This is a genomic window from Intrasporangium sp. (assembly GCF_030452765.1).
Taxonomy (GTDB): domain Bacteria; phylum Actinomycetota; class Actinomycetes; order Actinomycetales; family Dermatophilaceae; genus Intrasporangium_A.
This window is the reverse complement of the sequence record NZ_JAKDLO010000025.1, coordinates 1-23,476: the sequence shown is the minus strand read 5'-3', so window position 1 is coordinate 23,476 and position 23,476 is coordinate 1. Positions and strand designations below refer to the sequence as shown.

Annotated in this window: 21 protein-coding genes and 1 pseudogene; 14 read left to right on the top strand and 8 right to left on the bottom strand. The window is 71.4% G+C overall.

Annotation, left to right across the window (positions count from 1 at the left end):
• Nucleotides 1-137 precede the first annotated feature (137 nt).
• Entirely contained in the window at nt 138-521 is a 384-nt protein-coding gene (locus tag L0H79_RS05200) for an Rv2175c family DNA-binding protein (RefSeq protein WP_301483498.1), read from the top strand.
• 39 nt (nt 522-560) lie between these two features.
• On the opposite strand, the gene L0H79_RS05195 is transcribed toward L0H79_RS05200, so the two are convergent.
• Nucleotides 561-1,655: a polyprenyl synthetase family protein gene (locus tag L0H79_RS05195; RefSeq protein WP_301483497.1), complete on the bottom strand. Its 1,095-nt coding sequence runs from the start codon at nt 1,653-1,655 to the stop codon at nt 561-563.
• 109 nt (nt 1,656-1,764) lie between these two features.
• Here L0H79_RS05195 and metF point away from each other — a divergent pair, with 109 nt between their 5' ends.
• From metF to L0H79_RS05160, 7 genes are all read left to right on the top strand, one after another.
• On the top strand, nt 1,765-2,691 hold the full coding sequence (gene metF / locus L0H79_RS05190; RefSeq protein ID WP_301483496.1) for a methylenetetrahydrofolate reductase [NAD(P)H]: 927 nt from the start codon (nt 1,765-1,767) through the stop codon (nt 2,689-2,691).
• Nucleotides 2,692-2,997: 306 nt separating this feature from the next.
• The gene (locus L0H79_RS05185) at nt 2,998-3,357 is read left to right on the top strand and encodes a DUF6504 family protein (protein WP_301483495.1); all 360 of its coding nucleotides are present in this window, start codon (nt 2,998-3,000) and stop codon (nt 3,355-3,357) included.
• A 12-nt stretch (nt 3,358-3,369) separates the two neighbouring features.
• Nucleotides 3,370-3,828 carry an SAV_6107 family HEPN domain-containing protein gene (locus tag L0H79_RS05180; RefSeq protein ID WP_301483494.1) on the top strand — a complete coding sequence of 153 codons (459 nt, stop codon included), beginning with the start codon at nt 3,370-3,372 and terminating at the stop codon, nt 3,826-3,828.
• Nucleotides 3,825-7,601, top strand: a complete 3,777-nt coding sequence (locus L0H79_RS05175; RefSeq protein WP_301483493.1) for a DNA polymerase III subunit alpha — start codon at nt 3,825-3,827, stop codon at nt 7,599-7,601. The genes L0H79_RS05180 and L0H79_RS05175 overlap by 4 nt, the downstream gene beginning before the upstream one ends.
• A gap of 36 nt (nt 7,602-7,637) precedes the next feature.
• The gene (locus tag L0H79_RS05170; RefSeq protein ID WP_301483492.1) at nt 7,638-8,402 is read left to right on the top strand and encodes a bifunctional 2-polyprenyl-6-hydroxyphenol methylase/3-demethylubiquinol 3-O-methyltransferase UbiG; all 765 of its coding nucleotides are present in this window, start codon (nt 7,638-7,640) and stop codon (nt 8,400-8,402) included.
• Nucleotides 8,403-8,440: 38 nt separating this feature from the next.
• A complete protein-coding gene (gene dinB, locus L0H79_RS05165) occupies nt 8,441-9,697 on the top strand; it encodes a DNA polymerase IV (RefSeq protein WP_301483491.1) in 1,257 nt (418 codons plus the stop codon).
• A gap of 80 nt (nt 9,698-9,777) precedes the next feature.
• Complete coding sequence (locus L0H79_RS05160; protein WP_301483490.1) at nt 9,778-10,179, top strand: DUF3040 domain-containing protein; 402 nt, start codon at nt 9,778-9,780, stop codon at nt 10,177-10,179.
• A gap of 38 nt (nt 10,180-10,217) precedes the next feature.
• Here L0H79_RS05160 and L0H79_RS05155 read toward each other — a convergent pair whose 3' ends face one another.
• The 4 genes from L0H79_RS05155 to L0H79_RS05140 form a co-directional block, all read right to left on the bottom strand.
• Entirely contained in the window at nt 10,218-10,667 is a 450-nt protein-coding gene (locus L0H79_RS05155; RefSeq protein WP_301483489.1) for a DUF456 domain-containing protein, read from the bottom strand.
• A 37-nt stretch (nt 10,668-10,704) separates the two neighbouring features.
• The gene (locus L0H79_RS05150) at nt 10,705-10,929 is read right to left on the bottom strand and encodes a hypothetical protein (RefSeq protein ID WP_301483488.1); all 225 of its coding nucleotides are present in this window, start codon (nt 10,927-10,929) and stop codon (nt 10,705-10,707) included.
• 290 nt (nt 10,930-11,219) lie between these two features.
• Nucleotides 11,220-11,528, bottom strand: coding sequence for a hypothetical protein (locus L0H79_RS05145; protein ID WP_301483487.1), 309 nt, complete (start codon nt 11,526-11,528; stop codon nt 11,220-11,222).
• A 22-nt stretch (nt 11,529-11,550) separates the two neighbouring features.
• Nucleotides 11,551-11,943: a hypothetical protein gene (locus tag L0H79_RS05140; RefSeq protein WP_301483486.1), complete on the bottom strand. Its 393-nt coding sequence runs from the start codon at nt 11,941-11,943 to the stop codon at nt 11,551-11,553.
• 26 nt (nt 11,944-11,969) lie between these two features.
• On the opposite strand from L0H79_RS05140, the gene L0H79_RS05135 reads away from it, so the two are divergent.
• Together L0H79_RS05135 and L0H79_RS05130 are read left to right on the top strand one after the other, a co-directional pair.
• Complete coding sequence (locus L0H79_RS05135) at nt 11,970-12,248, top strand: hypothetical protein (protein ID WP_301483485.1); 279 nt, start codon at nt 11,970-11,972, stop codon at nt 12,246-12,248.
• Nucleotides 12,249-12,422: 174 nt separating this feature from the next.
• A complete protein-coding gene (locus tag L0H79_RS05130) occupies nt 12,423-14,543 on the top strand; it encodes a type IIA DNA topoisomerase subunit B (RefSeq protein WP_301483484.1) in 2,121 nt (706 codons plus the stop codon).
• Nucleotides 14,544-14,549: 6 nt separating this feature from the next.
• Here the strand turns inward: L0H79_RS05130 and L0H79_RS05125 are convergent, their stop codons facing one another.
• Both L0H79_RS05125 and L0H79_RS05120 read right to left on the bottom strand, forming a co-directional pair.
• Entirely contained in the window at nt 14,550-17,012 is a 2,463-nt protein-coding gene (locus tag L0H79_RS05125) for a DNA topoisomerase (ATP-hydrolyzing) subunit A (protein WP_301483483.1), read from the bottom strand.
• A 91-nt stretch (nt 17,013-17,103) separates the two neighbouring features.
• The gene (locus L0H79_RS05120) at nt 17,104-17,712 is read right to left on the bottom strand and encodes a nitroreductase family protein (RefSeq protein WP_301483482.1); all 609 of its coding nucleotides are present in this window, start codon (nt 17,710-17,712) and stop codon (nt 17,104-17,106) included.
• Between the two features lie 67 nt (nt 17,713-17,779).
• On the opposite strand from L0H79_RS05120, the gene L0H79_RS05115 reads away from it, so the two are divergent.
• From L0H79_RS05115 to L0H79_RS05100, 4 genes are all read left to right on the top strand, one after another.
• On the top strand, nt 17,780-20,479 hold the full coding sequence (locus L0H79_RS05115) for a bifunctional GNAT family N-acetyltransferase/acetate--CoA ligase family protein (RefSeq protein WP_301483481.1): 2,700 nt from the start codon (nt 17,780-17,782) through the stop codon (nt 20,477-20,479).
• A gap of 23 nt (nt 20,480-20,502) precedes the next feature.
• On the top strand, nt 20,503-21,105 hold the full coding sequence (locus L0H79_RS05110) for a DUF5998 family protein (protein ID WP_301483480.1): 603 nt from the start codon (nt 20,503-20,505) through the stop codon (nt 21,103-21,105).
• Nucleotides 21,102-22,247, top strand: coding sequence for an alkaline phosphatase family protein (locus L0H79_RS05105; RefSeq protein WP_301483479.1), 1,146 nt, complete (start codon nt 21,102-21,104; stop codon nt 22,245-22,247). The genes L0H79_RS05110 and L0H79_RS05105 overlap by 4 nt, the downstream gene beginning before the upstream one ends.
• 74 nt (nt 22,248-22,321) lie before the next feature.
• Nucleotides 22,322-22,984 (top strand): thymidine kinase, encoded by a 663-nt coding sequence (locus L0H79_RS05100; protein WP_301483478.1) that lies wholly within the window; start codon nt 22,322-22,324, stop codon nt 22,982-22,984.
• Between the two features lie 48 nt (nt 22,985-23,032).
• On the opposite strand, the pseudogene L0H79_RS05095 reads toward L0H79_RS05100, so the two are convergent.
• Nucleotides 23,033-23,476: pseudogene (locus tag L0H79_RS05095) on the bottom strand (hypothetical protein); the annotation flags it as partial.

Below are 23,476 nucleotides of genomic sequence, written 5' to 3'. Positions count from 1 at the left end.
GCCCGACGCGACACTGCCACCCGCTCGGCGGCCGCTACCGCTAACCGCTGTCCGTTGTTCCTCAACCCCGTAGAGGGCCGGTGGGCGGGCGACGCAGAGGGGCCCATGGAGGGAGTCGCTGGTGGCAGACTGGCCGCGTGAGCGCGCCGTCCCAGTCCCTCGACCCCGATCTGGAGGCCCTCGTCGGTGAGTGGCTGACCGTCCCTGAGGTCGCGGAGCGCCTGGGTATGCCGCTCAGTCGGGTGCGCCAGTCCATCGCCGAGCGCGAGGTCGTCGCGGCGCGGATCGGGGGGCGGTCCGTGGTTGCCGTGCCGGCGCGGTTCTACGACGAGGTCGGTCCGCGCGCGGACCTGAAGGGGACGATCACCGTGCTCGCGGACGGCGGCATGGATGACGTGCAGATCATCCGGTGGCTCTTCACCCCCGACGAGTCGCTGCCCGTGCCGGGTGCTCCGATCGACGCGCTGTGGGCCGGGCGGAAGCGGGAGGTCCGCCGGCGGGCCCAGGCGGAGGCGCTGTGACGGGCCGAGGCGTTGTGGCGGGCCGAGGCGCCGCGGCGGTCACGACCGGCGTTCGGTCGAGACGGACACGAGCTCCTCGAGCATGTCGACGGCCGGCTCGTCGAGCCTGCCGGCCACCGAGGCCCGGGCGAGCGCGGCCCGGGCCTCGGTGACCCGCACCTCGATCAGGCTCTCCACACGCTCGACCGCCCGTGACCGTTTGACGATGTCGCGCAGGTCGTCGACCCCCGCGGTGTCGATGTCGTCGCGACCGAGGCGGGCCTCGAGGGTCTGCCGGTCACCCGGCTGGGCCCCGTCCAGGGCGTAGGCGATCAGGACCGTTCGCTTGCCCTCCCGCAGGTCGTCGCCCGCCGGCTTGCCCGTCGCCTCCGGGTCGCCGAAGACGCCGAGCACGTCGTCGCGCAGCTGGAAGGCCTCGCCCAGGGCGAGCCCGTACGACGAGAGGTGGGGCAGCGCCGGCTCGGGCACCCCGCCGACGAGGGCGCCGATCAGCAACGGCTGCTCGATCGTGTACTTCGCGCTCTTGTAGCGGATCACCGTGCGGGCGGACTCGATGCGCCCCTCGAGGTCGACGCCCTCCCAGCCACGCGCCGACTCGAGCAGGTCGAGGAACTGGCCACCCATCAGCTGGGTGCGCATCCGGTCGAAGAGGGCACGGCCGCGCGCGAGGTCGGCGGCGGGCAGGCCGCAGGTGGCGTAGAGCTGGTCGCACCACGTCAGACAGAGGTTTCCGGCCAGGATCGCGGTCCCCTCCCCGAAGCGCTCCGGGTCGCCGGCCCAGCCCCGCTGCCCGTGCAGCGCTGCGGCGGCGCGGTGCGCGGACGGCATACCGCGGCGGGTGTCACTGCGGTCCATGACGTCGTCGTGCAGCAGCGCGGCCCCCTGGAAGAACTCCATGCTCGCGGCCAGCCGGGCGAGCTCGGTCGAGTCGGGCGTGCCGGCCGCACGGTGGCCCCAGTAGAGGAAGCTCGCGCGCCGGCCCTGGCCGCCCGCGAGCTGGCCCGAGACGGCCGCGACGCGCGGGGCGAGCCCGGGCCCGATCGGGTCGAGGGCGCGCGACGCTGCCGCGATCTGCTCGCCGGTGGCCTGCTGGACCCGTCGACGCAGCTCGCGCAGGTCGGTCGATCGGGACACGGTTCCTCCGTCGCGGTGGTCTCGGGACGCGGCCAGCCTAACCGGGGGTGGGCGTCCTCCTTGGTGGAACGGGTCTGCGTCGGTGGGGCCCCACACGTACGGTGGCCTCATGGCATACGGCACGGCGTCCTCGATGGAGCGCGCGGAGCGGTTCACCCGGTCGATCCCGGCGATGGTCCGAGCCGAGCGACCGAGCATCAGCTTCGAGTTCTTCCCGCCGAAGGACGACGCGGCCGAGGCGCAGCTGTGGCAGGCGATCCGGCATCTCGAGAAGGTGGCTCCGAGCTTCGTGTCGGTGACGTATGGCGCCGGCGGCGGCACGCGCGACCGGACGGTACGGGTCACCGGGCGGATCGCCCAGGAGACCTCGCTGACGGCCATGGCGCACCTGACATGCGTCGGCTCGCCGGTGACCGAGCTGCGGTCCGTGGTCGGGCACTACGCGAGCGTCGGGATCCGCAACGTCCTCGCCCTGCGCGGCGACCCCGCCGGCGGCCTGGGGACCCCGTGGACGACCCACCCGGAGGGGCTCGACCACGCCGACGGGCTCGTCGCCCTCGTCAAGGGCCTGGGCGACTTCACCGTCGGGGTGGCGGCCTTCCCGGACGGTCATCCCGAGTCCGGTGACCTCGGCGCTGATGTCGAGACGCTGCTGCGCAAGGAGCGGGCGGGAGCGGAGTTCGCGATCACCCAGATGGTCTTCGACGTCGACAACTACCTGCGCCTGCGTGACGCGCTCGCGCGACGGGGCTCGCTGCTGCCGGTCGTGCCGTCGATCATGCCGATCACGAACGCACGTCAGGTCATCCGGATGGCGCAGCTGGCCGGACAGCCGATGCCCAGGGCGGTGACCGACCGGCTCGACCGGCACGGTGAGGACACCGCGGCAATCCGGGCCGAGGGGATCGAGATCGCGACGGAGTCGGCGCAGCGCCTGCTCGGCGAGGGTGCTCCCGGCATCCACTTCATCACGATGAACCGGTCTTCGGCGGCGCTCGAGGTGCACGCGAACCTCGGCGTTCCGATCGCCGTCTGAGGCCTGAACCCACGAGTCGTCCGGATTGCGGACCGGCCCGGACATCGGGGCGAGAGCGGGGCCCCAGCTCTGCGTGGGTGGGCAAGGCATCGCTCTTGACACGATGTCGGTGTCACGGGTTACCCTTGCAGGTATTCGAATAGATGTTCGACTCAGCTTGATGGGACTCAGCTTGATGGGACTCAGCTTGATGGGTCGGATCGTTCGATCATCCAGTCAACCAGAAGTCGTCGGTAGGGGTCTGTGGCCCGCTGGGCCACTTGGGTCGTGGCTCCCGCGTCGATGTGTCCTTGAAGGAGACGTGTCGTGGTGCGCAGGTTCAGTGATCCGGTCGAGGTCCGCCCCAGCGAAGGGCAACCCAGCCGCCCCGAGGCCTTCATCTGGCGGGGGAGGCTATACGTCGTGCGGGACGTGCTCGGCCAGTGGCGCGAGCGACGGGCCTGGTGGCGCGATGCCCTCGACCACGATGCCCCCGCCGAGCCCGGAGCGGCCCTTGCCGCAGCAGCGGGCGAACACGAGATCTGGCGGGTCGAGGCCAGCCGCGGCTGGTCCTACAACCCGGGCGTCTACGACCTCGCCCATGACGGCGGTGACGGCGGTGACCGCTATGACGCCGGTGACCGCAGTGACGGTGGCCGGTGGTCGCTCGTACGGGTCGCCGACTGAGGGCGTGGGGAGATGACCACGATGCCTGTGCCCGCCTCCCACCTCCCGTTCGCGGTCACCGACCTGCTCGAGCGGTCCCGGGTGACGCTCGAGTCCGCCTGCCAGGCAGCCGATGCCGCCGAGCGCCACCGCGAGGCTTGTCTCGGGGCGCTTCGGGCAGCTGCGGCTCTCGTCGCCGCGCGGACCTCGCCCGTTCTGCGAGGTCGGCCCCGAAGCGTCTGGCGTGCCTTGCCCGAGGTCGCGCCCGAGCTGGGGGAGTGGGCTGCGTTCTTCGCCGGGGCCTCGCGGCAGCAGACCCTCGCCGACCGCGGCGGGTGGGTCACCGTGCGCGCGGCCGATGACCTGCTGCGCCAGTCGGGGATGTTCCTAACGATCGTCTCGGACCTGCTCGGTGTCCCGCTCTGCACCCCTCTGCCCGAGTCGACCACCCCCGCCCTGGCCGTCTCGCGCCACGACGGGAGCGGCGTGTGACCGACAGCTTCGTCCACCTGCACGTCGCCTCCGGCTACTCGATGCGCTATGGGACCGCCCAGCCCGAGGTGCTCGTCGAGCGTGCCGCCGCGTGGGGGCAGCCGGCCCTGGCCCTGACCGACCGCGACGGCCTCTACGGGGCAGTGAAGTTCGTCCGGGCCTGCCTGGAGGCGCACGTGGCGCCGATCCTCGGGGTCGACCTCGCGCTCGGTCCCGGTGCCGAGGCACCGGATCCTCGCACCCGCGCCCCGGTCCGGGGCGGGGCTGTCGTCGACCCCCGGCTGCCCCGGATCACGGTGCTCGCCAGGGGCGGGGCAGCCGGGCTCGCGCCGGGCTCCGGCTGGGCAGCGCTGTGTCGGCTCGTCACCGCGACGCACCTGCGTGGCGAGCGGGGGAGAGCCGTGACGACACCGGCGCTCGTCGCGGAGCACGCACGTGGGGACTGCTCGCCCGGCCGGCTGGTCGTGCTGCTCGGGCCCGACTCGGACGTCGGGCGCGCGGTCCTCGCCAAGCGGCATACGACGGCTCGTGCCGCCCTCGAGCGGTGGATCGCCCTCTTACCGCCTGGCTGCGTCGCTGTCGAGGTCGTCTGCCACGGCGGTCCCGAGGGCCGGCCCGGCAGCCTCGGGCAGGCGGGACGGATGCTCACCCTCGCGCACGAGACCGGAGTCCGTGCCGTGATCACCGCCGCGGTCCGGCACGCCGACCGTCAGGACGCGCCGGTGGCCGACCTGCTCGACGCGGCCCGCCGCCTCGTCCCGCTCGACGCGCGCCACCTCGACCGGGTCACGACGGCAGCCCACCTCGCGCCGACCCCGCTCATGCACGGTCTCGCGCTCGACGTCGCCCAGGTCTGCGGGTCCGGCCTGACCGGTGGCGGCCGGCTCGCCCGCGAGGCCGCCGACGAGCTGCTCCGCTCGGGCATGCGGCTCGCAGGCGAGTGCATCCAGGACCCGCATGCGGACCTCGGGGTCGGGGCGGTCCACCTGCCCGAGCCCGACGTGCTCGGCATCCGGCCCGGGATGAGCCCGCACCATGTGCTCGCGAGGCGTTGCCGGGAGGCGATCGGCACCCGCTATCCCGCCGCCTCCGGACCCCATCTGGAGGCGGTCAGCGAACGTCTCGAGGACGAGCTGGCCGTCATCGAGACGCTCGGCTACCCGACCTACTTCCTCACCGTCGCCGCCGTGTGCGACCTCATCCGCGAGATGGGTGTCCGGGTCGCCGCGCGGGGCTCGGGCGCCGGGTCGATCGTCAACTACCTGCTCGGCATCTCCGGGGTCGACCCGGTGCGGCATGGGCTGCTCATGGAGCGGTTCTGCTCGCCGCTGCGAGCCCAGCTGCCCGACATCGACGTCGACGTCGAGTCCGCGCGCCGGACCGAGATCTACCAGCGGGTGCTCGAGCGGTTCGGCGGGGAGCGCGTCACGTGCGTCTCGATGATGGACACCTACCGGGTGCGTCACGCGATCCGCGACGTCGGTGCCGCTCTCGGGCTGCCGCCTGCCGAGGTCGACGCGATGGCCAAGGCGTTCCCTCATATCGCTGCTCGCAACGCCCGCAGCGCGCTGGCCGAGCTGCCCGAGCTGCGCGCGAGCGGGTTCGATGCGCCCCGGCTCCAGCTCGTCCTCGACCTCGTCGAGCGGCTCGACGGCCTGCCCCGGCACATCGCCCTGCATCCCTGTGGTGTCGTCCTGTCCGACTCCGGCCTGCTCGACCGGACGCCGGTCGAGGCGAGCTGGCTGGGCTTCCCGATGAGCCAGTTCGACAAGGACGACGTCGAGACGCTCGGCCTGCTCAAGCTCGACATCCTCGGTGTGCGGATGCAGTCTGCCATGGCCCATGCGGTCGACGAGGTCGCCCGGGTCGAGGGGGCGCGCATCGACCTCGACGACGAGGCGCAGGTGCCCCACGACGACGAGGAGACCTTCGAGCTGATCCGCTCGACCCGGACGCTCGGGTGCTTCCAGATCGAGAGCCCTGGCCAGCGCGAGCTCATCGGCAAGTTCGGGCCCGAGCGGTTCGACGACCTCATCATCGACATCTCGCTGTTCCGTCCCGGGCCGGTCAAGTCCGACATGATCATCCCGTTCCTCAACGCGCGGCAGGGCTGGCGGGAGCGCGACTGCCTCCACCCGTCGCTCGTGCCCGCGCTCGCGGAGACCGAGGGCGTCGTCGTCTTCCACGAACAGGTCCTGAGGATCGTCGCCGAGACGACGGGCGTGACCCTGGCCGAGGCCGACGAGGTGCGCCGTGCCCTCGGCAGCACCGACGGACAGGAGCGCGTCGAGCGGTGGTGGCGCCCAGCAGCGCTCGCGCGCGGCTACGAGCCGGGCGAGGCCGACCGGATCTGGGGGGTCCTGAAGGCGTTCGCCTCGTTCGGCTTCTGCAAGGCACATGCGGCGGCGTTCGCCCTGCCGACCTACCAGTCCGCCTGGCTCAAGGCGCACCACCCGGCCGCCCTCTTCGCCGGCGTCCTCACCCACGACCCCGGGATGTACCCGAAGCGGCTCATCCTCGACGACGCGCGGGCCTTCGGTGTGACGATCCTCGGGCTCGACGTCAACGTCAGCACAGGCAGCTACCGCTATGAGCCCGACCCGGACGGCCGCCCCGGGATTCGGCTCTCGCTCGCCGACGTCCACGGCATCACCGACGCCGAGGTCGAGAGAATCGTCGCAGGCGCGCCATACTTCAGCCTGTCCGACTTCTGGCAGCGGGCCCACGTCTGCCGCCCGGTGGTCGAGCGGCTCGTCCTCACCGGCGGGTTCGACAGCATCCACGGGATCGGCACGTCCCTCGAGGTCGGGCAACGGGGGAGGGTCACCCGGCGCGACCTGCTCCTGCACGTCGCCGAGCTCGAGCGCTGGTCAGGTACCCGATGCTCCGGCTCCCGCCGCACACGCGCGCGCGCCGCGTCGATACCTGCCCCCCGGGGGGAAGGGCCGGCACCGCCCGACGTCCGCGCGCTGGCCGCAGCCCAGTCCGACGGGCCGGCCGCGCATGCCGGCCCGGTCACCTCCCAGCTGACCCTCGACCTCGGTGACACGCCCCGGCTCACGACCACGAGCGGCCTGCCCGAGATGACCGGGCCGGAGCGCGTGCGTGCCGAGCTCGAGGTGCTCGGTCTGGACGCGAGCAGGCACATCGCCGACTTCTACGAGCCGGCGCTCGCCGAGCTCGGGGTCAGCCGCGCCCGTGACCTGCTCACCGGCCGCAACGGGCGCGAAGTGTGGGTGGCCGGAGTCAAGGTCGCAACCCAGACACCGCCGGTCAGGTCCGGTCGTCGCGTCGTCTTCCTCACCCTCGACGACGCCACCGGCCCCATCGACCTGACCTTCTTCGAGGACGTCCAGGGCCCGTATGCCGCCACCGTCTTCCACTCATGGCTGCTCCTGTGCCGCGGGGTGGTCCGCAGGACCGGCCCCCGGGGCCTGTCCATCCGCGCGACCGGCGCCTGGGAGCTGAGCGCTCTGCAGGAGGCATGGTCCCGGGGCGGACCGGCCGCGCTCCATGCGGCCCTGGCCGAGGCCGAGCGATCCGCCCAGCAGCGGGCCGAGGTGCTCGCCGACGCCGACGCGCAGGTGCACCACGGCAGCCGACGGGTCCTCGTGCACGCATCCGGCTACCGGCAGTCGCCCTACGCCGACGTGCGCCCTGCGGGGGGCGCCGTCCACGGTGCCCGGCCCATCGGTGGCCTCGTGCCGACCGGCTCGTCCGGAGCCGCTCCCCGCAAGCTGTGGCATGCCAGTCCGGGCAGTGCAGGACACTAGGGTGAGACCGCACCATTCCTGCCCGAGGAGGACGCCGTGCCCGAGGATCAGCGAGGCCGGCACCGGTCCGCCGCTCGGACCTTCGCCGCGGTCGCGGCCACGGAGCGGCTCGCCGCGAGCTGTACCCAGCGACTCGGACGCCCCCTCGACGTGCTCGACCTCGGCGGCGGCACCGGCGGGGTCGCCGTCCCTCTCGCGGTCTCCGGCCACCGGGTCACCGTCGTCGACCCCAGCCCCAACGCCCTCGCCGCGCTCGGCGACCGCGCCCGCGACGCCGGCGTCTCCAGCCGGGTCACCGCCCTACAGGGCGACGGCGACTCCCTGGTGTCGGTCCTGTCCGGTGCCACCTTCGACCTCGTCTGCTGTCACGGCACACTCGAGTTCGTCGACGACCCGGCCGCCACCCTGCGCGCGAGCGCGAGCGTCCTCGGGCCGGGTGGCGTGCTGTCCCTCATCGTCGCCGGCCGCCTCGCCGTCGTCTTCGCCAAGGCGATCGCGGGCGAGTTCGGCCACGCACGCGCGGCTCTGCTCGACCCCGAGGGGCGCTGGGGCGCACAGGACCCGCTACCGCGTCGGTTCGACCTCGACCGGCTCACCGGGCTGCTCACCGCGGCCGGGTTCACCATCGAGCAGGCCCGTGGTGCCGGGATCCTCTCGCATCTCGTCCCGGCGCCCCTCATCGACTCCGATGCCGACCGGGCCGCTCTCGACGAGCTCGACGACCTGCTCGTGCGTGGGCCGGGACGAGAGGTCCTCGGCACCCTCGGCAGTGCCCTGCACGTCGTCGCCCGCCGCGGCTGAGGGCACTGAGTACGACAGGCCGGACGGGGGCCGCCCAGATGAGTAGACGCCAGTTCAGCGTGCCGGTCCGGAGCGAGCCCGGACCGCCCGACGACACCGGGTGCCCGATCCTGCACGTCGACATGGACGCCTTCTACGCATCCGCCTCGCTCCTGTCGCGGCCGGACCTTCGTGGGCAGCCGGTCATCATCGGCGGCTCCGGGCGGTCGGTCGTGCTGTCGGCCACGTACGAGGCCCGGGCGTTCGGAGTCACCTCAGCCATGCCGATGTCACAGGCCCGGCGGCTCTGTCCCCACGCCGTCGTGATCCCGCCCGATCATCGTCGCTATGCCGCGATCTCGGACGCGATCATGGCCACGTTCGCGACGTTCACCGACCAGGTGGAGCCGCTCTCGCTCGACGAGGCCTTCCTCGACGTGTCCGGTGCCGTCCGGCGGCTCGGGCCACCCGCGCAGATCGGCCAGATCGTGCGCGACACCATCGCCGACGAGCAGGGCATCACGTGCTCGGTCGGCGTCGCCGCGACGAAGTTCGTCGCCAAGCTCGCCTCGGGGCTGGCCAAACCCGACGGCCTGCTCGTCGTCCCGCATGATGAGACGGTCGTCTTCCTCCACCAGCTGCCCGTCGGGGCGATCTGGGGCGTGGGGGAGCGCACCGAGGAGCACCTGCACCGACTCGGGCTGCGCGCCGTCGCCGACCTGGCCCACACCCCGGTCGAGACGCTTCAGCGGGCCCTCGGTGACGCCGCCGGCCGGACCCTGCACGATCTCGCTTGGGGACGTGACCCACGGCCGGTCGAGCGGCAGCGCGAGGAGAAGTCCATCGGCGCCGACGAGACCTTCTCCTACGACGTCGACGACCCCGCCGTCGTGCACCGCGAGCTGTTGCGCCTGTCCGACCGGACTGCGGCGCGGGCCCGCTCTGCCGGAATGAGCGGGCGCACGGTGTCGATCAAGGTCCGGTTCGCCGACTTCACGACGGTCACCCGGGCCAAGACGCTGCGGGGCCACACCGACGTCTCCCGGGAGATCCATGCCACGGCGGTCGAGCTGTTCGACCGGCTCGGCCTGCAGAGGGTGCGCATCCGGCTGGTCGGGGTTCGGCTCGAGGGGCTCGCCCCGTCGAGCGGGACCCCGATCCAGGCGACGCTCGACGAGCGGGACCGGGGCTGGCGGGAGGCGGACCGTGCGGTCGACCGGGCCAGTGCCCGCTTCGGTGCCGGCTCAGTCCGGCCGGCGAGCCTCATGCCCGAGGACGGCTCAGGTTCACAGGACGGCCAACCGGACCTATCCTGAAAGGGAGTCCACGTATGATCAGTGTCAAGCCAGATCACACCGGACGGCAGAGTCGGACGCACAGCACAGGGAGGTGCCAAGTGGCACTCTCGGAACACGAGGAGGCGCTCCTCCAGCAGATGGAGGAGGCGCTCTATGCCGAGGATCCGCGATTCGCCTCGCGGATCCAGAAGACGAGGGCCCGTCAACCGGGGCGGGGACGCATCGTCATCGGTGTCGTGGCTGGTGTGGCCGGGCTCGCTCTGGTGATCATCTCCGCCATGAGCTCGCTCATCTGGCTGGGGGCCATCGGCTTCGCCGTCATGGTCGCCGGCATCGCCTACGCCATCTCACCCGCACGGACCGCGCTGCGGTCCGTCAAGTCCGGCGACACGGCAGAAACGAGCCAGGCCCGAGGCAAGGGCAAGCAGACGGCCAGCCACGGCAGTTTCATGGAACGGCTGGAGCAGCGATGGGAGAAGCGTCGACGCGACCAGTGGTGACCTACGCGGTGCACTGGTGACCTTCGACGACCGAGGCGTCACCGCAGGAGCATGCTTCCAACCACCCAGGTGGTGATGATCGCGAAGGCGGTCAGCAGCTCGATGCCCATGCTGAGGCCGACGGCACGCACGGCGTGCGTCGTGGCAAGCCAAGCATCAGCGTGACTGCCCATCCGCACCCGTGACATGAGATAGATCGCCCCGACGAACAGCAGTGGTGCGCCGACGACGGGGATCACGAAGAACCCAACCGCCCCGGCGAGGATCGCAACGACGAGGACCTTCGTCGCCACTCCTGCCTCACGCAGCCGGCGCCCCGGGACGGTGTACTGCGTCACCAGCCCAGCGGCATACAGGATCGTCGTGACGGTGAGCACAACCCACGCTGTCAGCCCCTGCTCGACGACCGCCCAGACGGCGCTTGCTGCCCAGACCAGGAAAAGCCCGGGCAGGACCGGCACGACGATCCCGATCAGTCCCACCAACATGGCGACACCCACCGCCACAGTGAGCGGGGTCAGCGTGTCACCGTTCGTCGAGGGGAGCGATCACCGGGCTCTCGGACAGCCGAGCGCTCTCGTCATGGATCTCGATGGCCAGGCCCTGGAGGGCGGGCAGGTGCTCACGACCGTGGTGAGCGCAGAAGAGCAGCTCACCGCCGGACACGAGGCGAGCACGAACGTAGGCCTGCGCGCCACACCGGTCACAGCGGTCTGTAGCCGTCAGCTCGGGTGCCAGTGCTGTCTTCATCTCGTTCTCGCCTTCTCTCTTGTCCTCGGGGTCCTCCCCGCGAGGGAGGATCTTTCCACATATCTCTGACGCGCTGTGACGCTCTCCCGTTGGCCTGACGGCCCTCCGATCCTGCGTCATCGCACCTCGTGGATGTTCCAACAGTGAAGCACGTTCATTCCTTCCTGAGGCGCACGCTCGACAATTGAGACACCCTGATACCCGGATCGTTACCCCGTCAGCGGGGCTGCCAACCGTTCGGCCAGCCGGCTCCTGACGGCCTCTGCCGGTCGCCGCGGTTGTCGGTGCGGTCATGCCGCGGGCCGCCAAGTGCCCCAGTCCGAGCGGCCGACGGCTACGGCGTCGCCGGCGACGAAGGTCCCGGTGTCGAACCAGTGCCGCACCCGGTCCTCGCCGAGCGCTGCGATCAGCGGTCCCGTCTGGCCGGCCTGTGCCCGCAGCGCCACCATCTTGCGGTCCATCATCTTGGAGTCCAAGCGCAGGTGCACAGCGACGATGCGGACGGGGGCGCGCGGCGGCAACCCGTCGGCGAGGAACACGTCGAAGCGGTCGCGGTGCGCGCACCGTCGTGGCGAACCACCCTCGGAGGCTGGTCGCACGCGCAGCAGGATGTGACACTGGTCACGTGGCTGCCTTGCTGCACGTGAGGCTGCGGGGTGAGCAGATGATCAGCGACGGAGCGGGGGCCGTGCGGGCACAGTCCTCGCGCAGCCTCGAGTCGGTCGCGCTGCTCGCCGTGACGTCGGAGCTCCGCAGACCCGCCAGCGCATCGCCGCCACGTTCTGGCCGGACTCCACCGATGAGCAGGCGCTCACCAACCTGCGCCGCGAGCTGCACCACCTGCGCGGTCTGCTCGGCGCGGAGCCTGCCCTGGTGGTGAGCGCACGTGATCTGTGCTGGCGAGAGAGCCCAACCTGCGAAGTCGCCCTGCTCACCTTCCGGCGCGAGCGCGCGGCGGCGCTCGCCGCGGCTGCCGCGACCTGCTGCAGTATGCCGCCGAGCACCGCCGCGCACGGGCCGCCCACCCGAGACGCCCCCCGATGTTGCGCGTCCGCCCGATCCGGCCCGAGGACGCGGGCCTGCTCGCCGACATCTTCGCCGGACTCAGCCCCGCATCACGCTTCGCCCGCTACCTCACCGGCAAGCCCAGGCTCACCACCGCCGAGCTGCGCTACTTCACCGAGGTCGACCATCACGATCACGAGGCACTCATCGCCATCACGCGGCGCTGCGGGGAAGCGGTGGGCGTCGCAAGGTACATCCGTGACAAGCAGCACCCGAGCTGCGCCGAGCTCGCCATCGAGGTCGTCGACGAGTGACAGAACCGTGGCGTCGGCTCCCTGCTCGCAGCCCGCCTGTCCTGTCACACCGCGCTGGCCTGACTGACGCACACCCCGAGCGCCGCGAGCCTGCCGCGGGCTGTCGGCGCCGCTCGTTAGCATGCTGTCGCCGGTCGGCGTGCGAGCCGGTCCGTGACACGCACGAAAGAGGACATGACCGTGGCATCCCGCCCTACCTCCACCAACGGCGACTACACCGCCCGTCACCTGCAGGTTCTCGAGGGCCTCGAGGCCGTTCGCAAGCGACCCGGGATGTACATCGGCTCGACCGACCAGCGCGGGCTCATGCACTGCCTCTGGGAGATCATCGACAACGCGGTCGACGAGGCCCTCGCCGGTGTCTGCACCGAGATCCAGGTCATCCTCGGGGCCGACGGGTCGATCGTCGTGCGTGACGACGGACGGGGGATCCCGGTCGACATCGAGCCGCGCACCGGTCTGTCGGGGGTCGAGGTCGTCTTCACCAAGCTGCACGCCGGCGGCAAGTTCGGGGGCGGCTCGTACTCCGCGTCGGGAGGGCTGCACGGCGTCGGTGCCTCGGTCGTCAACGCCCTCTCGGCCCGGCTTGACGTCGCGGTCGACCGCGAGGGCAAGACCTACGGGATGAGCTTCCGCCGGGGCGAGCCCGGTACGTTCACCGACTCCGTCGGGGTCCACTCGCCCGAGGCGCAGTTCGCGGCGTACGAGTCCAAGCGAGCCCTGCCCGTGGTCGGCAAGGTCAAGAGGGGCGTGACCGGTTCCCGGGTCCGGTTCTGGCCCGACCGGCAGATCTTCCTCAAGGACGCCACCCTGGACTACGACGCCCTCGCGGCGCGAGCCCGGCAGACGTCGTTCCTCGTGCCGGGTCTGCGCCTCGAGCTGCGCGACGAGCGTCCCGGCCGGGAGCAGGACGCCCCGGCCGAGGAGGTCTTCCAGCACGAGGGTGGCATCGCCGAGTATGTCGACTTCCTCGCACCGGACGCCGGCATCACCGACGTGTGGCGCCTGACCGGGTCCGGCAGCTTCACCGAGACCGTCCCGGTCCTGGACGACCGCGGCCATATGACCCCGACCGAGGTGGAGCGGGAGTGCGGGGTCGACATCGCGCTGCGCTGGGGACAGGGTTACGAGACCCGCGTCCAGTCCTTCGTCAACATCATCGCCACTCCCAAAGGGGGCACGCACCTCACCGGGTTCGAGCAGGCCCTGCTCAAGGTCTTCCGCAAGCAGCTGGAGCTGAATGCGCGACGGCTCAAGACCGGCAGCGACAAGCCGGAGAAGGACGACGTCCTGGCCGGGCTCACCGCGATCGTCACGGTCCGCCTCGCCGAGCCGCAGTTCGAGGGGCAGACCAAGGAGGTCCTCGGCACCTCGGCGGTGCGCGCCATCGTCGCGAAGGTCCTCGAGAAGGAGCTGACGGCACGGATCACCTCGAGCAAGCGCGGCGACAAGGACCAGTCGGCCCGGCTGCTCGAGAAGGTCGTGACCGAGATGAAGACGCGCATCAGCGCCCGGCTGCACAAGGAGACGCAACGGCGCAAGAATGCGCTCGAGTCCTCGACCCTGCCGGCCAAGCTGCGCGACTGCCGCACCCACGACGTCGATCGTTCGGAGCTGTTCATCGTCGAGGGCGACTCGGCGATGGGCACGGCCAAGGAGGCCCGCAGCTCAGAGTTCCAGGCCCTCCTGCCGATTCGGGGCAAGATCCTCAACGTCCAGAAGGCCTCGATCCAGGACATGCTCAAGAACGCCGAGTGCGCTTCGATCATCCAGGTCATCGGTGCCGGGTCGGGCCGCACCTTCGACCTGGACTCCGCCCGCTACGGCAAGGTCATCATCATGACCGACGCCGACGTCGACGGCGCCCACATCCGCACGCTCCTGCTCACCCTGTTCTTCCGGTACATGCGCCCTCTGGTCGAGGCCGGGCGGGTCTTCGCGGCAATGCCACCGTTGCACCGGATCGAGGTCATCGGCAACGGGGCGAAGAAGAACGAGCTCATCTACACGTACAACGAGCCCGAGATGCGGCGGACCGTCAGCGCCCTGGAGAAGAAGGGCAAGCGGATCAAGCAGCCCCTGCAGCGCTACAAGGGCCTGGGCGAGATGGACGCCGACCAGCTGGCCGATACGACGATGGATCCTCGGCACCGCACCCTGCGACGGGTCACCATGCGCGACCTCGAGGCTGCCGAGGGAGTCTTCGAGCTGCTCATGGGCAGCGACGTGGCGCCGCGCAAGGAGTTCATCATCGACTCTGCCTCGGAGGTCGACCGGGAGCGGATCGACGCCTGAGGCGGCTCAGGCGTCCGAGACCCCTTGGACAGCTCCGACGGCCGAGGCGATGCGGTCGATGACCCGCGTCGTCGGCATGCCGGAGCCGTCCCGGCGCCCGTCCGCGGCAGGCAGCTCGACTGCGACGCCGGCCGCCGCGCTGGCACGCAGCGGCGTGTTGCCGGCGTGGGCGAGGACGAGGACGTCCTCGCCCTTGAGGAACCGGTGGCAGCGCACGCCACCTGTGCCGCGCCCCTTCGCGGGGAACTCGCGGTACGGCGTGACCTTGAGCGAGCCACCCACCGTGCCCGGCAACGCGGCGGAGGACCCGGCCGACGTGACGACCGCTGCCTCGTGCCGAGGGTCGACGACGCCGAAGAAGACCGCCTCGGCCCCGGGCGAGAGCCGCACCCCGGCCATCCCGCCCGCGCTGCGACCCTGCGGGCGCACCGTGCCGGCGCCGAACCGCAAGAGCTGGGCGTCGCTCGTGATGAAGACCAGGTCGAGGGCGGGGTCTGCCGCGACTCCGACGCCGATGACGCGGTCGCCGGCTTTGAGGGCGATGACCTCCCAGCTGGAGCTCTTGGGCGCGTCGGACGTCACCCGCTTGACGACCCCTTGTGCGGTCCCGAGCGCGAGCGCGGGGGCGTTGCCCCCGATGGGGACGATCGTCACCGGCTCCTCCCCGGTCGCAAGGTCGACGTAGGCGGCCAGCGGCGCACCACCGGACAGGCTCGGTGCTCCGTTGGTGGGCGGTAGCGCGGGCAGGTCGAGCACCGCCAGACGCACCATCCGTCCGGTGCTCGTCACCAGCCCCACCTCGCCCCGGTTGGTCGTGGGAACCGCACCGATGATCGCGTCGTGCTTGGCGCGGGCACCCTCGGAGCCCGGAGGCTCGGCGTTCGAGGTGCGCGCCAGCAACCCGGTCGACGAGAGGAGCACCCAGCACGGGTCGTCGCTGACCTCGAGCGGGGCCGACGCCGCGGCCGCGCCTGAGCTCTCGAGCAGGACGGTGCGTCGAGGCGTGCCATGCGCCTTCGCCACGTCGGCCAGCTCGTCCGAGACGAGCCGGCGCAGCAGCTTCTCGTTCTCGAGCAGGGCTCGCAGCGACTCGATCTCCCGTTCGAGGTCGCTCTTCTCGTTCTCGAGCTCGATCCGGGAGAACTTCGTCAGCCGCCGCAGCTGCAGGTCGAGGATGTAGGTGGCCTGCACCTCGGAGAGGTCGAAGACGTCCATGAGCCGGGTGCGCGCGGTGGCCGCGTCGTCGGAGGAGCGGATCAGCTGGATGACCTCGTCGATGTCGAGGATCGCGACGAGCAGCCCCTCGACGAGGTGCAGACGCTCCTCCCGCTTGCGCAGCCGGAAGGCGCAGCGGCGCCGCACGACGTCGGTCCGGAACTCGACGTAGACCCGCAGCAGCTCCTTCAGGCCCAGGGTGCGCGGCTGCCCGTCCACGAGCGCGACGTTGTTGATGCCGAAGCTCTCCTCCATCGGCGTCAGCCGGTAGAGGTGCTCGAGGACAGCCTCGGGGTTGAAGCCGTTCTTGACCTCGATGACCAGGCGCATACCGTGCTGTCGGTCGGACAGGTCCTTCAGGTCCGAGATGCCCTGCAGCTTCTTGGCCTCGACGAGGTCCTTGATCTTCTCGAAGAGCTTCTCGGGGCCGACGAGATACGGCAGCTCGGTCACCACGATGCCCTTGCGGCGCGGCGTGACCGACTCGATGCGGGTCGTGGCCCGGGTGCGGAAGCTGCCGCGACCGGTCAGGTAGGCGTCCCGGATCCCGTCGAGCCCGACGATCCGCCCGCCGGTCGGCAGGTCCGGACCGGGGACGAACTTCATGAGGTCATCGAGGGAGCAGTCCGGGTGGTCGATGAGGTGGCGAGCCGCGCCGACGACCTCGACGAGGTTGTGCGGAGGCAGGTTGGTCGCCATGCCCACGGCGATGCCCGAGGCGCCGTTGACAAGCAGGTTCGGGTAGGCCGCCGGTAGCACACCCGGCTGTAGCTGCGTGTCGTCGTAGTTCGGGACGAAGTCGACCGTGTCCTCGTCGAGTCCCGACACCATGAGCAGCGCCGCAGGGGCGAGGCGGGCCTCGGTGTAGCGGGCGGCCGCCGGTCCGTCGTCGAGGGAGCCGAAGTTGCCGTGCCCGTCGATGAGGGGCAGCCGGAGGGTGAACGGCTGGGCCATCCGCACCAGGGCGTCGTAGATCGCCTGGTCGCCGTGCGGGTGGTACTTGCCCATCACCTCGCCGATGATGCGCTGGCTCTTGACGTGCCCTCGATCGGGTCGCAGACCCAGCTCGCTGGCGCCATACAGGATGCGCCGCTGCACCGGCTTGAGCCCGTCGCGCGCATCCGGCAGGGCACGGGAGTAGATGACGGAGTAGGAGTACTCGAGGAAGGCGTTCTGCATCTCCTCCTGCACGTCGATGCCGACGATCTTCTCCTCGAAGTCCTCCGGTGGTGCGGTGCTCGTGCGGCGGGCCATGCCGAGTCGTGCTCCTTGGGGTCGGCGGGTGAACACCCCATGATCCCCCAGCCCGAGGCACGCGGCTGCGCTGCCACGCCGTGAGGTCGGGCTACTGCCGCCCGAACCGGCCCCAGTGGCTCACCTGCGCCCCGGTGCGTCGATGCCGCCGCAGGCTGGGGCTCTTCGGCCCCGGCACTGCGTAGCCGAGCGAGACCACTCCCACCACGGTGCGACCCCCCGGGATGCCGAACTGCTCGTGGACCGCGGGGTGACACTGCATCGGCACCCCGAAGAAGAGGCTGCCGAGCCCCGCGTCGACGGCGGTGAGCAGGATCAGCAGCGCCGCCATGCCCGCGTCCATGTCCCAGTAGGGCACCGGCCAGTGGTTCTCGCTCCGATCGGTCCATCCCTTGTCCGGCTCGGCGTAGCGATCGAGGTAGGCGTCCTTGTGCGACAGGCAGAGGATCAGCACCGGCGCATCCTGTATGCCGCTGCGCCACGGGTCCGCTCGCTCGCCCGGATCCGTGGTGGCTGCCCAGAAGCGGGTGCGCTCGTCGTCCGTTCGCAGGACGACGAAGTCCCACCCCTGGCTGAAGCCGGCGCTCGGGGCGCGGACCGCGTTGTCGAGGCAGCGAAGGAGGACCTCGTCGGGAACCGGGCGGTCGGGGTCGTAGCGGCGCACCATCCGGCGCCGACGCACCACCTCGTCGAACTCCATGGGTTCACTCTCGCATCCGGGCGCTGCCCGAGGGTCCTGCCATGGCCGGTCGTGACACGATGGCGACATGTCCGACGCTGAGACGCGGCCCGGTGTGCGGGAGTCCGCCGAGGCCCCACCGCCTGCACCCCCGCAGCAGTGGGAGGCCGACGTCGTCCTCCGGGACGGGTCCGTGGCCCATATCCGCCCGATCACCCCCGACGACGCGGAGGCGCTGCGCAAGTTCCACAACGCCCAGTCGGAGGAGTCGATCTACCTGCGGTTCTTCGCTCCCCTCAGGGAGCTGAGCGACCGCGACCTGCACCGCTTCACCCATGTCGACTACCACAACCGGGTCGCACTCGTCTCGACCGTCGGTGACGACATCGTCGGCGTGGGCCGCTTCGACCTGCTCGAGGGGACCTCCTCGGCAGAGGTGGCCTTCAACATCTCCGACCGGTTCCAGGGCCGCGGCATCGGCTCGGTCCTGCTCGAGCACCTCGCTGCGGTCGCCCGTGAGATCGGCATCGAGAAGTTCACCGCCGAGGTGCTGCCCCAGAACCGCAAGATGCTCATGGTGTTCAAGGACGCAGGCTACGAGGTGGTCCACCGGGTGGAGGACGGCGTCGTCGACCTGTCTTTCGGGATCGAGCCGACCGAGCAGTCGAAGGCGGTCGCCCTGTCCCGAGAGCACCGGGCCGAGTCTCGAAGCGTGCGCACGATCCTGTTCCCGGAGCGGGTCGCGGTCATCGGTGCCAGCCGGCGGCCGGACTCCGTCGGCGCGATGGTGCTGGCCAACATCCTCGCCTCGGGCTACCGCGGCGAGCTCTTCGTGGTCCACCCCGAGGCCGAGGAGGTGCAGGGGGTGGCGGCTCACCGGTCCCTCATGGACCTGCCCGGGCCGGTCGACCTCGCAGTGGTACTCGTGCCTGCCGAGCAGGTGCAGGGTGTCGTGAGCGACTGCGCCCGGGCGGGTGTCAAGGCCCTGCTCGTCATGTCGGCGGGGTTCGCGGAGGCCGGCTCCGAGGGTGCCGAGCGTCAGGAGCAGCTCCGGCGCACGGTCCGCCTCTCCGGGATGCGCATGGTCGGGCCGAACAGCTTCGGGCTCATCAACGCCCACACGGACGTCCGGCTCAATGCCACCCTCGCACCGGTCGTCCCGCCTGCGGGCCGGCTCGGTCTCTTCGCCCAGAGCGGCGCACTCGGGGTCGCAGTGCTCGCCTCGGCCGCCCGGCGCGGTCTGGGGATCTCCGTCTTCGCCTCGGCGGGCAACCGGGCAGACGTGTCGGGCAACGACCTCATGCAGTACTGGATCGACGATGCCGACACCGACACCGTGGGCCTCTACCTCGAGTCGATGGGCAACCCGCGCAAGTTCTCGCGGATCGCCCGGCAGCTCGCGATGGTCAAGCCCGTTGTCGCCGTCTCCTCCGGGGTGTCGAGCTTCGCCGCCCCACCGGGGCACCGGACCCGGCAGACCCGGGTGTCGCCGCGGGCCTTCGACGCGTTGCTGCGGCAGGCGGGCGTCATCCGCGTCGAGAACATCCATCAGCTCTTCGACGTCGCCCAGCTCACCCTGCACCAGCCGCTCCCGTCCGGGGGCCGCGTCGCGATCGTCGGCAACTCCGATGCCCTGGGCGCGATCAGTGCCTCGGCGTGCCTGAGCTGGGGCCTGCAGGTCACGCACGGTCCGGTGTCGTTGCCGGCGCAGGCCAGCGCCGACGAGTTCGCCGATGCCCTCGAGGCGGCCTTTGCGGACCCCGAGGTCGACAGTGTCGTCGCCGGGTTCATCCGCCCGCTGGCCACCCGTGACGAGGACCTCACGGCGGCCCTTCGGACCGTGGCCGGCCGGCACCAGAAGCCGTGTGTGGCGACCTTCCTGGGGATACGGGGCGTCGAGGGGGGCCTCACCTATGCGGACGCCGGCGGGACACAGCGGATCGTCCCGGCGTACACGATGCCCGAGGACGGGATCCGTGCGCTCAACGCTGTGACGCACTACGCGCAGTGGCGCGCCAAGGACCGGGGTGCGCTGGTGGCACCCGCCGGCGTCGACCGGTTGCGGGCCGAGGCCCTGATCGCCAGGGTCCTGCTCGAGAGCCCCGAGGGTCGGACGCTGACCCGCGACGAGGTGAGCGAGGTGCTCGAGAGCTACGGGATCCAGCTCTGGCCCGCGGTCGCGGTCGGCTCCGTCGACGAGGCGGTGGCCGCTGCGGAACGCCTCTCCTACCCGGTCATCCTCAAGTCGACCTCACGGGTCGTGCGACACCAGCCCGGGATCGTCGGCGTCCGGGGCGACCTGGGCGACGCCGAGGCCGTCCGCGACGCGTACGAGTCCCTCAGCGAGCGGCTGGGTGCCCTGGCCGACGGCAGCTTCGCGGTCCAGCGTATGGCGGTGCCCGGGGTGTCCTGCGTCCTGAGTACCCAGGAGGACCCGTTGTTCGGGCCTGTGGTCAGCTTCTCCGTGGCGGGGCCACCGACCGAGCTGCTCGACGACGTCGCCTACCGGATCCCGCCGCTGACCGATGTCGACGTACGAGACCTGATCACCAGTGTCAAGGCGGCCCCGCTGCTCACCGGGCACCGGGGCGCCGCGCCGGTGCATCGCGCCGCGCTGCGCGACCTCGTGGCCCGGCTCTCGGTGATGGCCGACGACCACCCCGAGCTCGCCGGCGTCGAGCTCAACCCGGTCAATGCGTGGAGCGGTGGCGTCGACGCGCTCGGGGCCGAGGTCGTCGTCCGTCCGGCGCTCGTCCGCAAGGACCTTGGTCGCCGGGGGATGACGTGAGCAGGAGTGCAAGGATGGGGCCCATGCGCCGTGTCTCCCAGGAGCAGGGCCAGGCTCTCCCCGAGGACCTGACTCTCGCCATCACGCATGCCGGCTACTACCCGGCGCTCGTCTGCGACGTCGTCGAGTCGGCCGTCGCCGGGGACGAGGTGGTCGCGCACCTCGTGCACCAGGAGACCACGTTCGACGAGGAGACCGTGCGGCGCCACGTCACCGTCCTCGTCGTCACACCCAGGCGGCTCGTGATCGCCCACGCCGACGACTTCTCCGAGCCCGGCTCCCCCTCGACCGCCACGGCGACGACCGAGACCGTGCCGCTCGCTGCCCTGCGCGGGGTCATGGTGACCCACGTCGTGGCGCACCCGGAGACGTTCAGCTCTGGCACGCACTCGAGGGACATCACGCTGACCATCGGTTGGGGTGCGGTGAGCCGGCTCGACCTGCTGCCGGCCCAGTGCGCCGACCCGGAGTGCACCGCAGACCACGGGTTCGAGGGCACGGTCGCATCTGACGACATCAGCCTGCGGATCAGCGCCGCGGCCGACGGCGAGGGCGCCGTCGACGCCGCCCTCGACTTCGCGCGCACCCTGTCAGCCAGCATCGGCGGTGGGATGGCCCGGCGGTGAGCGACGAGGTCCAGGTGCCGGACTGGTCACCCGGCACGCTCGCCTCGGTACTCCCCTCTGTCGCGGACTCGGTCGGCGTCGGCAGCTATGCCGGCGCCGACCGGTTCGGACTGCCTCCGGCCCCCCGCTGCGTCGTCGTCCTGATCGACGGGCTCGGCTACGACCTGCTCGCCCGGCGCAGCGGGCACGCACCCTTCCTGCGCGACCACCTCGGTGCGGCGAGGCGGATCCCGTGCGGGTTCCCCACGACCACAGCCACCTCGATGGGCAGCTTCGGCACCGGGCTGCCACCGGGTTCACATGGGCTCGTCGGGTTCCAGGTGCTCGACCCCGAGACCGATCGCCTGCTGAACGAGCTGTCATGGGAGGACGGGCCGGACCCGCTGCGGTGGCAGCCGAGTCGCACCGTGTTCCAGGCCGCCGAGCAGGACGGGTTGGCCGTGACCCGTGTCGGGCCGCGCTACTTCGATGGCTCCGGTCTGACCAACGCCGCCCTGCGCGGGGGGCGCTTCCGCGCCGCCAAGCACCTCGACGAGCGTGTCGCGGCCAGCGTCGAGAGCGTGCGAGCGGCGCGCCGGTCGCTGGTCTACCTCTACTGGGGCGACGTGGACAAGGTAGGCCACGTCCACGGCTGTCAGTCGTGGCAGTGGGGCGATGAGGTCGAGTCCGTCGACCGAGCGCTGGCCTCCCTTGCCGGCCAGGTCCCCGCCGACACGTCGATCGTGGTCACCGCCGACCACGGCATGGTCGATGTGCCCTTCGACAGGCGGCTCGACCTCGCGGACGAACCGACCCTCATGCAGGGGGTGCGGCACGTCGGCGGCGAGCCGCGCAACCTGCAGCTGTACCTCGAGCCCGGGGCCACCGAGGGTGTGGCGGAGGTATGGCGCGACCGGCTCGCCGGGCTCGCCCGCGTCATGACGAGGGAGCAGGCCGTCGAGGAGGGCTGGTTCGGCACGACGCGCTCCGCCGTACTGCCGAGGATCGGGGACCTGGTCGTCGTGATGCAGGATCGCTTCGCCGTCGTCCACTCGACGCTCATGCGCAAGGAGATCCTCGCGCTGCTCGGCGTGCATGGCGCGACGAGCGAGGCCGAGATCGCGGTCCCGGTCATCGTCATCCCACCGCGAGCGGCAGGCTGAGGCGTTCGGCCCGAGAGCGGCCTTTCCCCCGGGCAGGACCCCCGCCCGGCCGGGCCTCGCTAGGCTGCGGGGTCGTGGCTGAGCTCGTCTTCTTCACCGGGACCATGGACTGCGGCAAGTCGACCCTGGCGTTGCAGATGGACCACAACCACGCGGCCCGAGGACGCAGCGGACTCATCTTCAGCCAACACGACCGAGCGGGAGCGAACCGGCTCTCCTCGCGGCTCGGCCTCGCCACCGGCGCCATCGAGGTCGGCCACGATCTCGACTTCTGGGATGTCGTCGTCGGCCGGGCGACAGCAGGGCTGCACGTCGACTACCTGATCTGCGACGAAGCACAGTTCTACAGCGCCGGCCAGGTCGACCAGCTGGCGCGGGTGGTCGACGAGATGGACATCGACGTGTTCGCCTTCGGGATCGCCAGTGACTTCCGGACCGAGCTCTTTCCGGGCTCGAAGCGGCTCATCGAGCTCGCCGACCGCGTCGAGGTGCTCCAGGTCGAGGCACTGTGCTGGTGTGGTCGGCGGGCAACCGTCAATGCCCGGGTGATCGACGGCACCATGGTCGTCGAGGGAGACCAGATCGTCGTCGGGGACGTCGCCTCAGCAGCGGCGGGCGTCGTCGAGTACGAGGTGCTGTGCCGACGCCACTACATGCGGCGGATGACGTCCCACGCCGCACGGGCAGCCTCGCCGGCACCGTTGCCCTTCGACCTCGACATCCAGCCCCGCGGGTAGTGGGTGGCAGGCCATCCGCGGCCGTGAGCCCCCGAGGGTTGGCTCGGCTCAGTCGGACTTCCTGCCGAACATGATGTCGTCCCAGCTCGGCACACTCGGCCGGCTGGAGCGTCGCGCGGGCGGACGCTGGTGCTGCGGCCGTGGCCGACGCGGCTTCGGCGCGGGCTCTCCAGTCGTCTCCGAGCTGTCGGGGGAGCCGTTGGGCTGGGGCCGCTTCGTGCGGCCGGGTGTCGCGCCGTTGCGTGCCACTGCCTGCCCCGGCTCGGGGTGCGGTGGCGGCTCGAGCCCCGAGCCGGCGGGCTCGACCCGGGTCGGGGCGGTCTCCTCGGCGACGGCCGGCTGCTCCGGAGCCGGACCGGTCTCCACCTCGACCGGCTCGGCATCACCGGGATCGGGCTGGGCGTCGTCCGGATGGTCCTCGGGAGCCGAGTGCGCCTCGGCCGGCTCGCGTGATGCCTCCGGGCCGGGGATGGTCAGCGGGGCCAGCGGGAG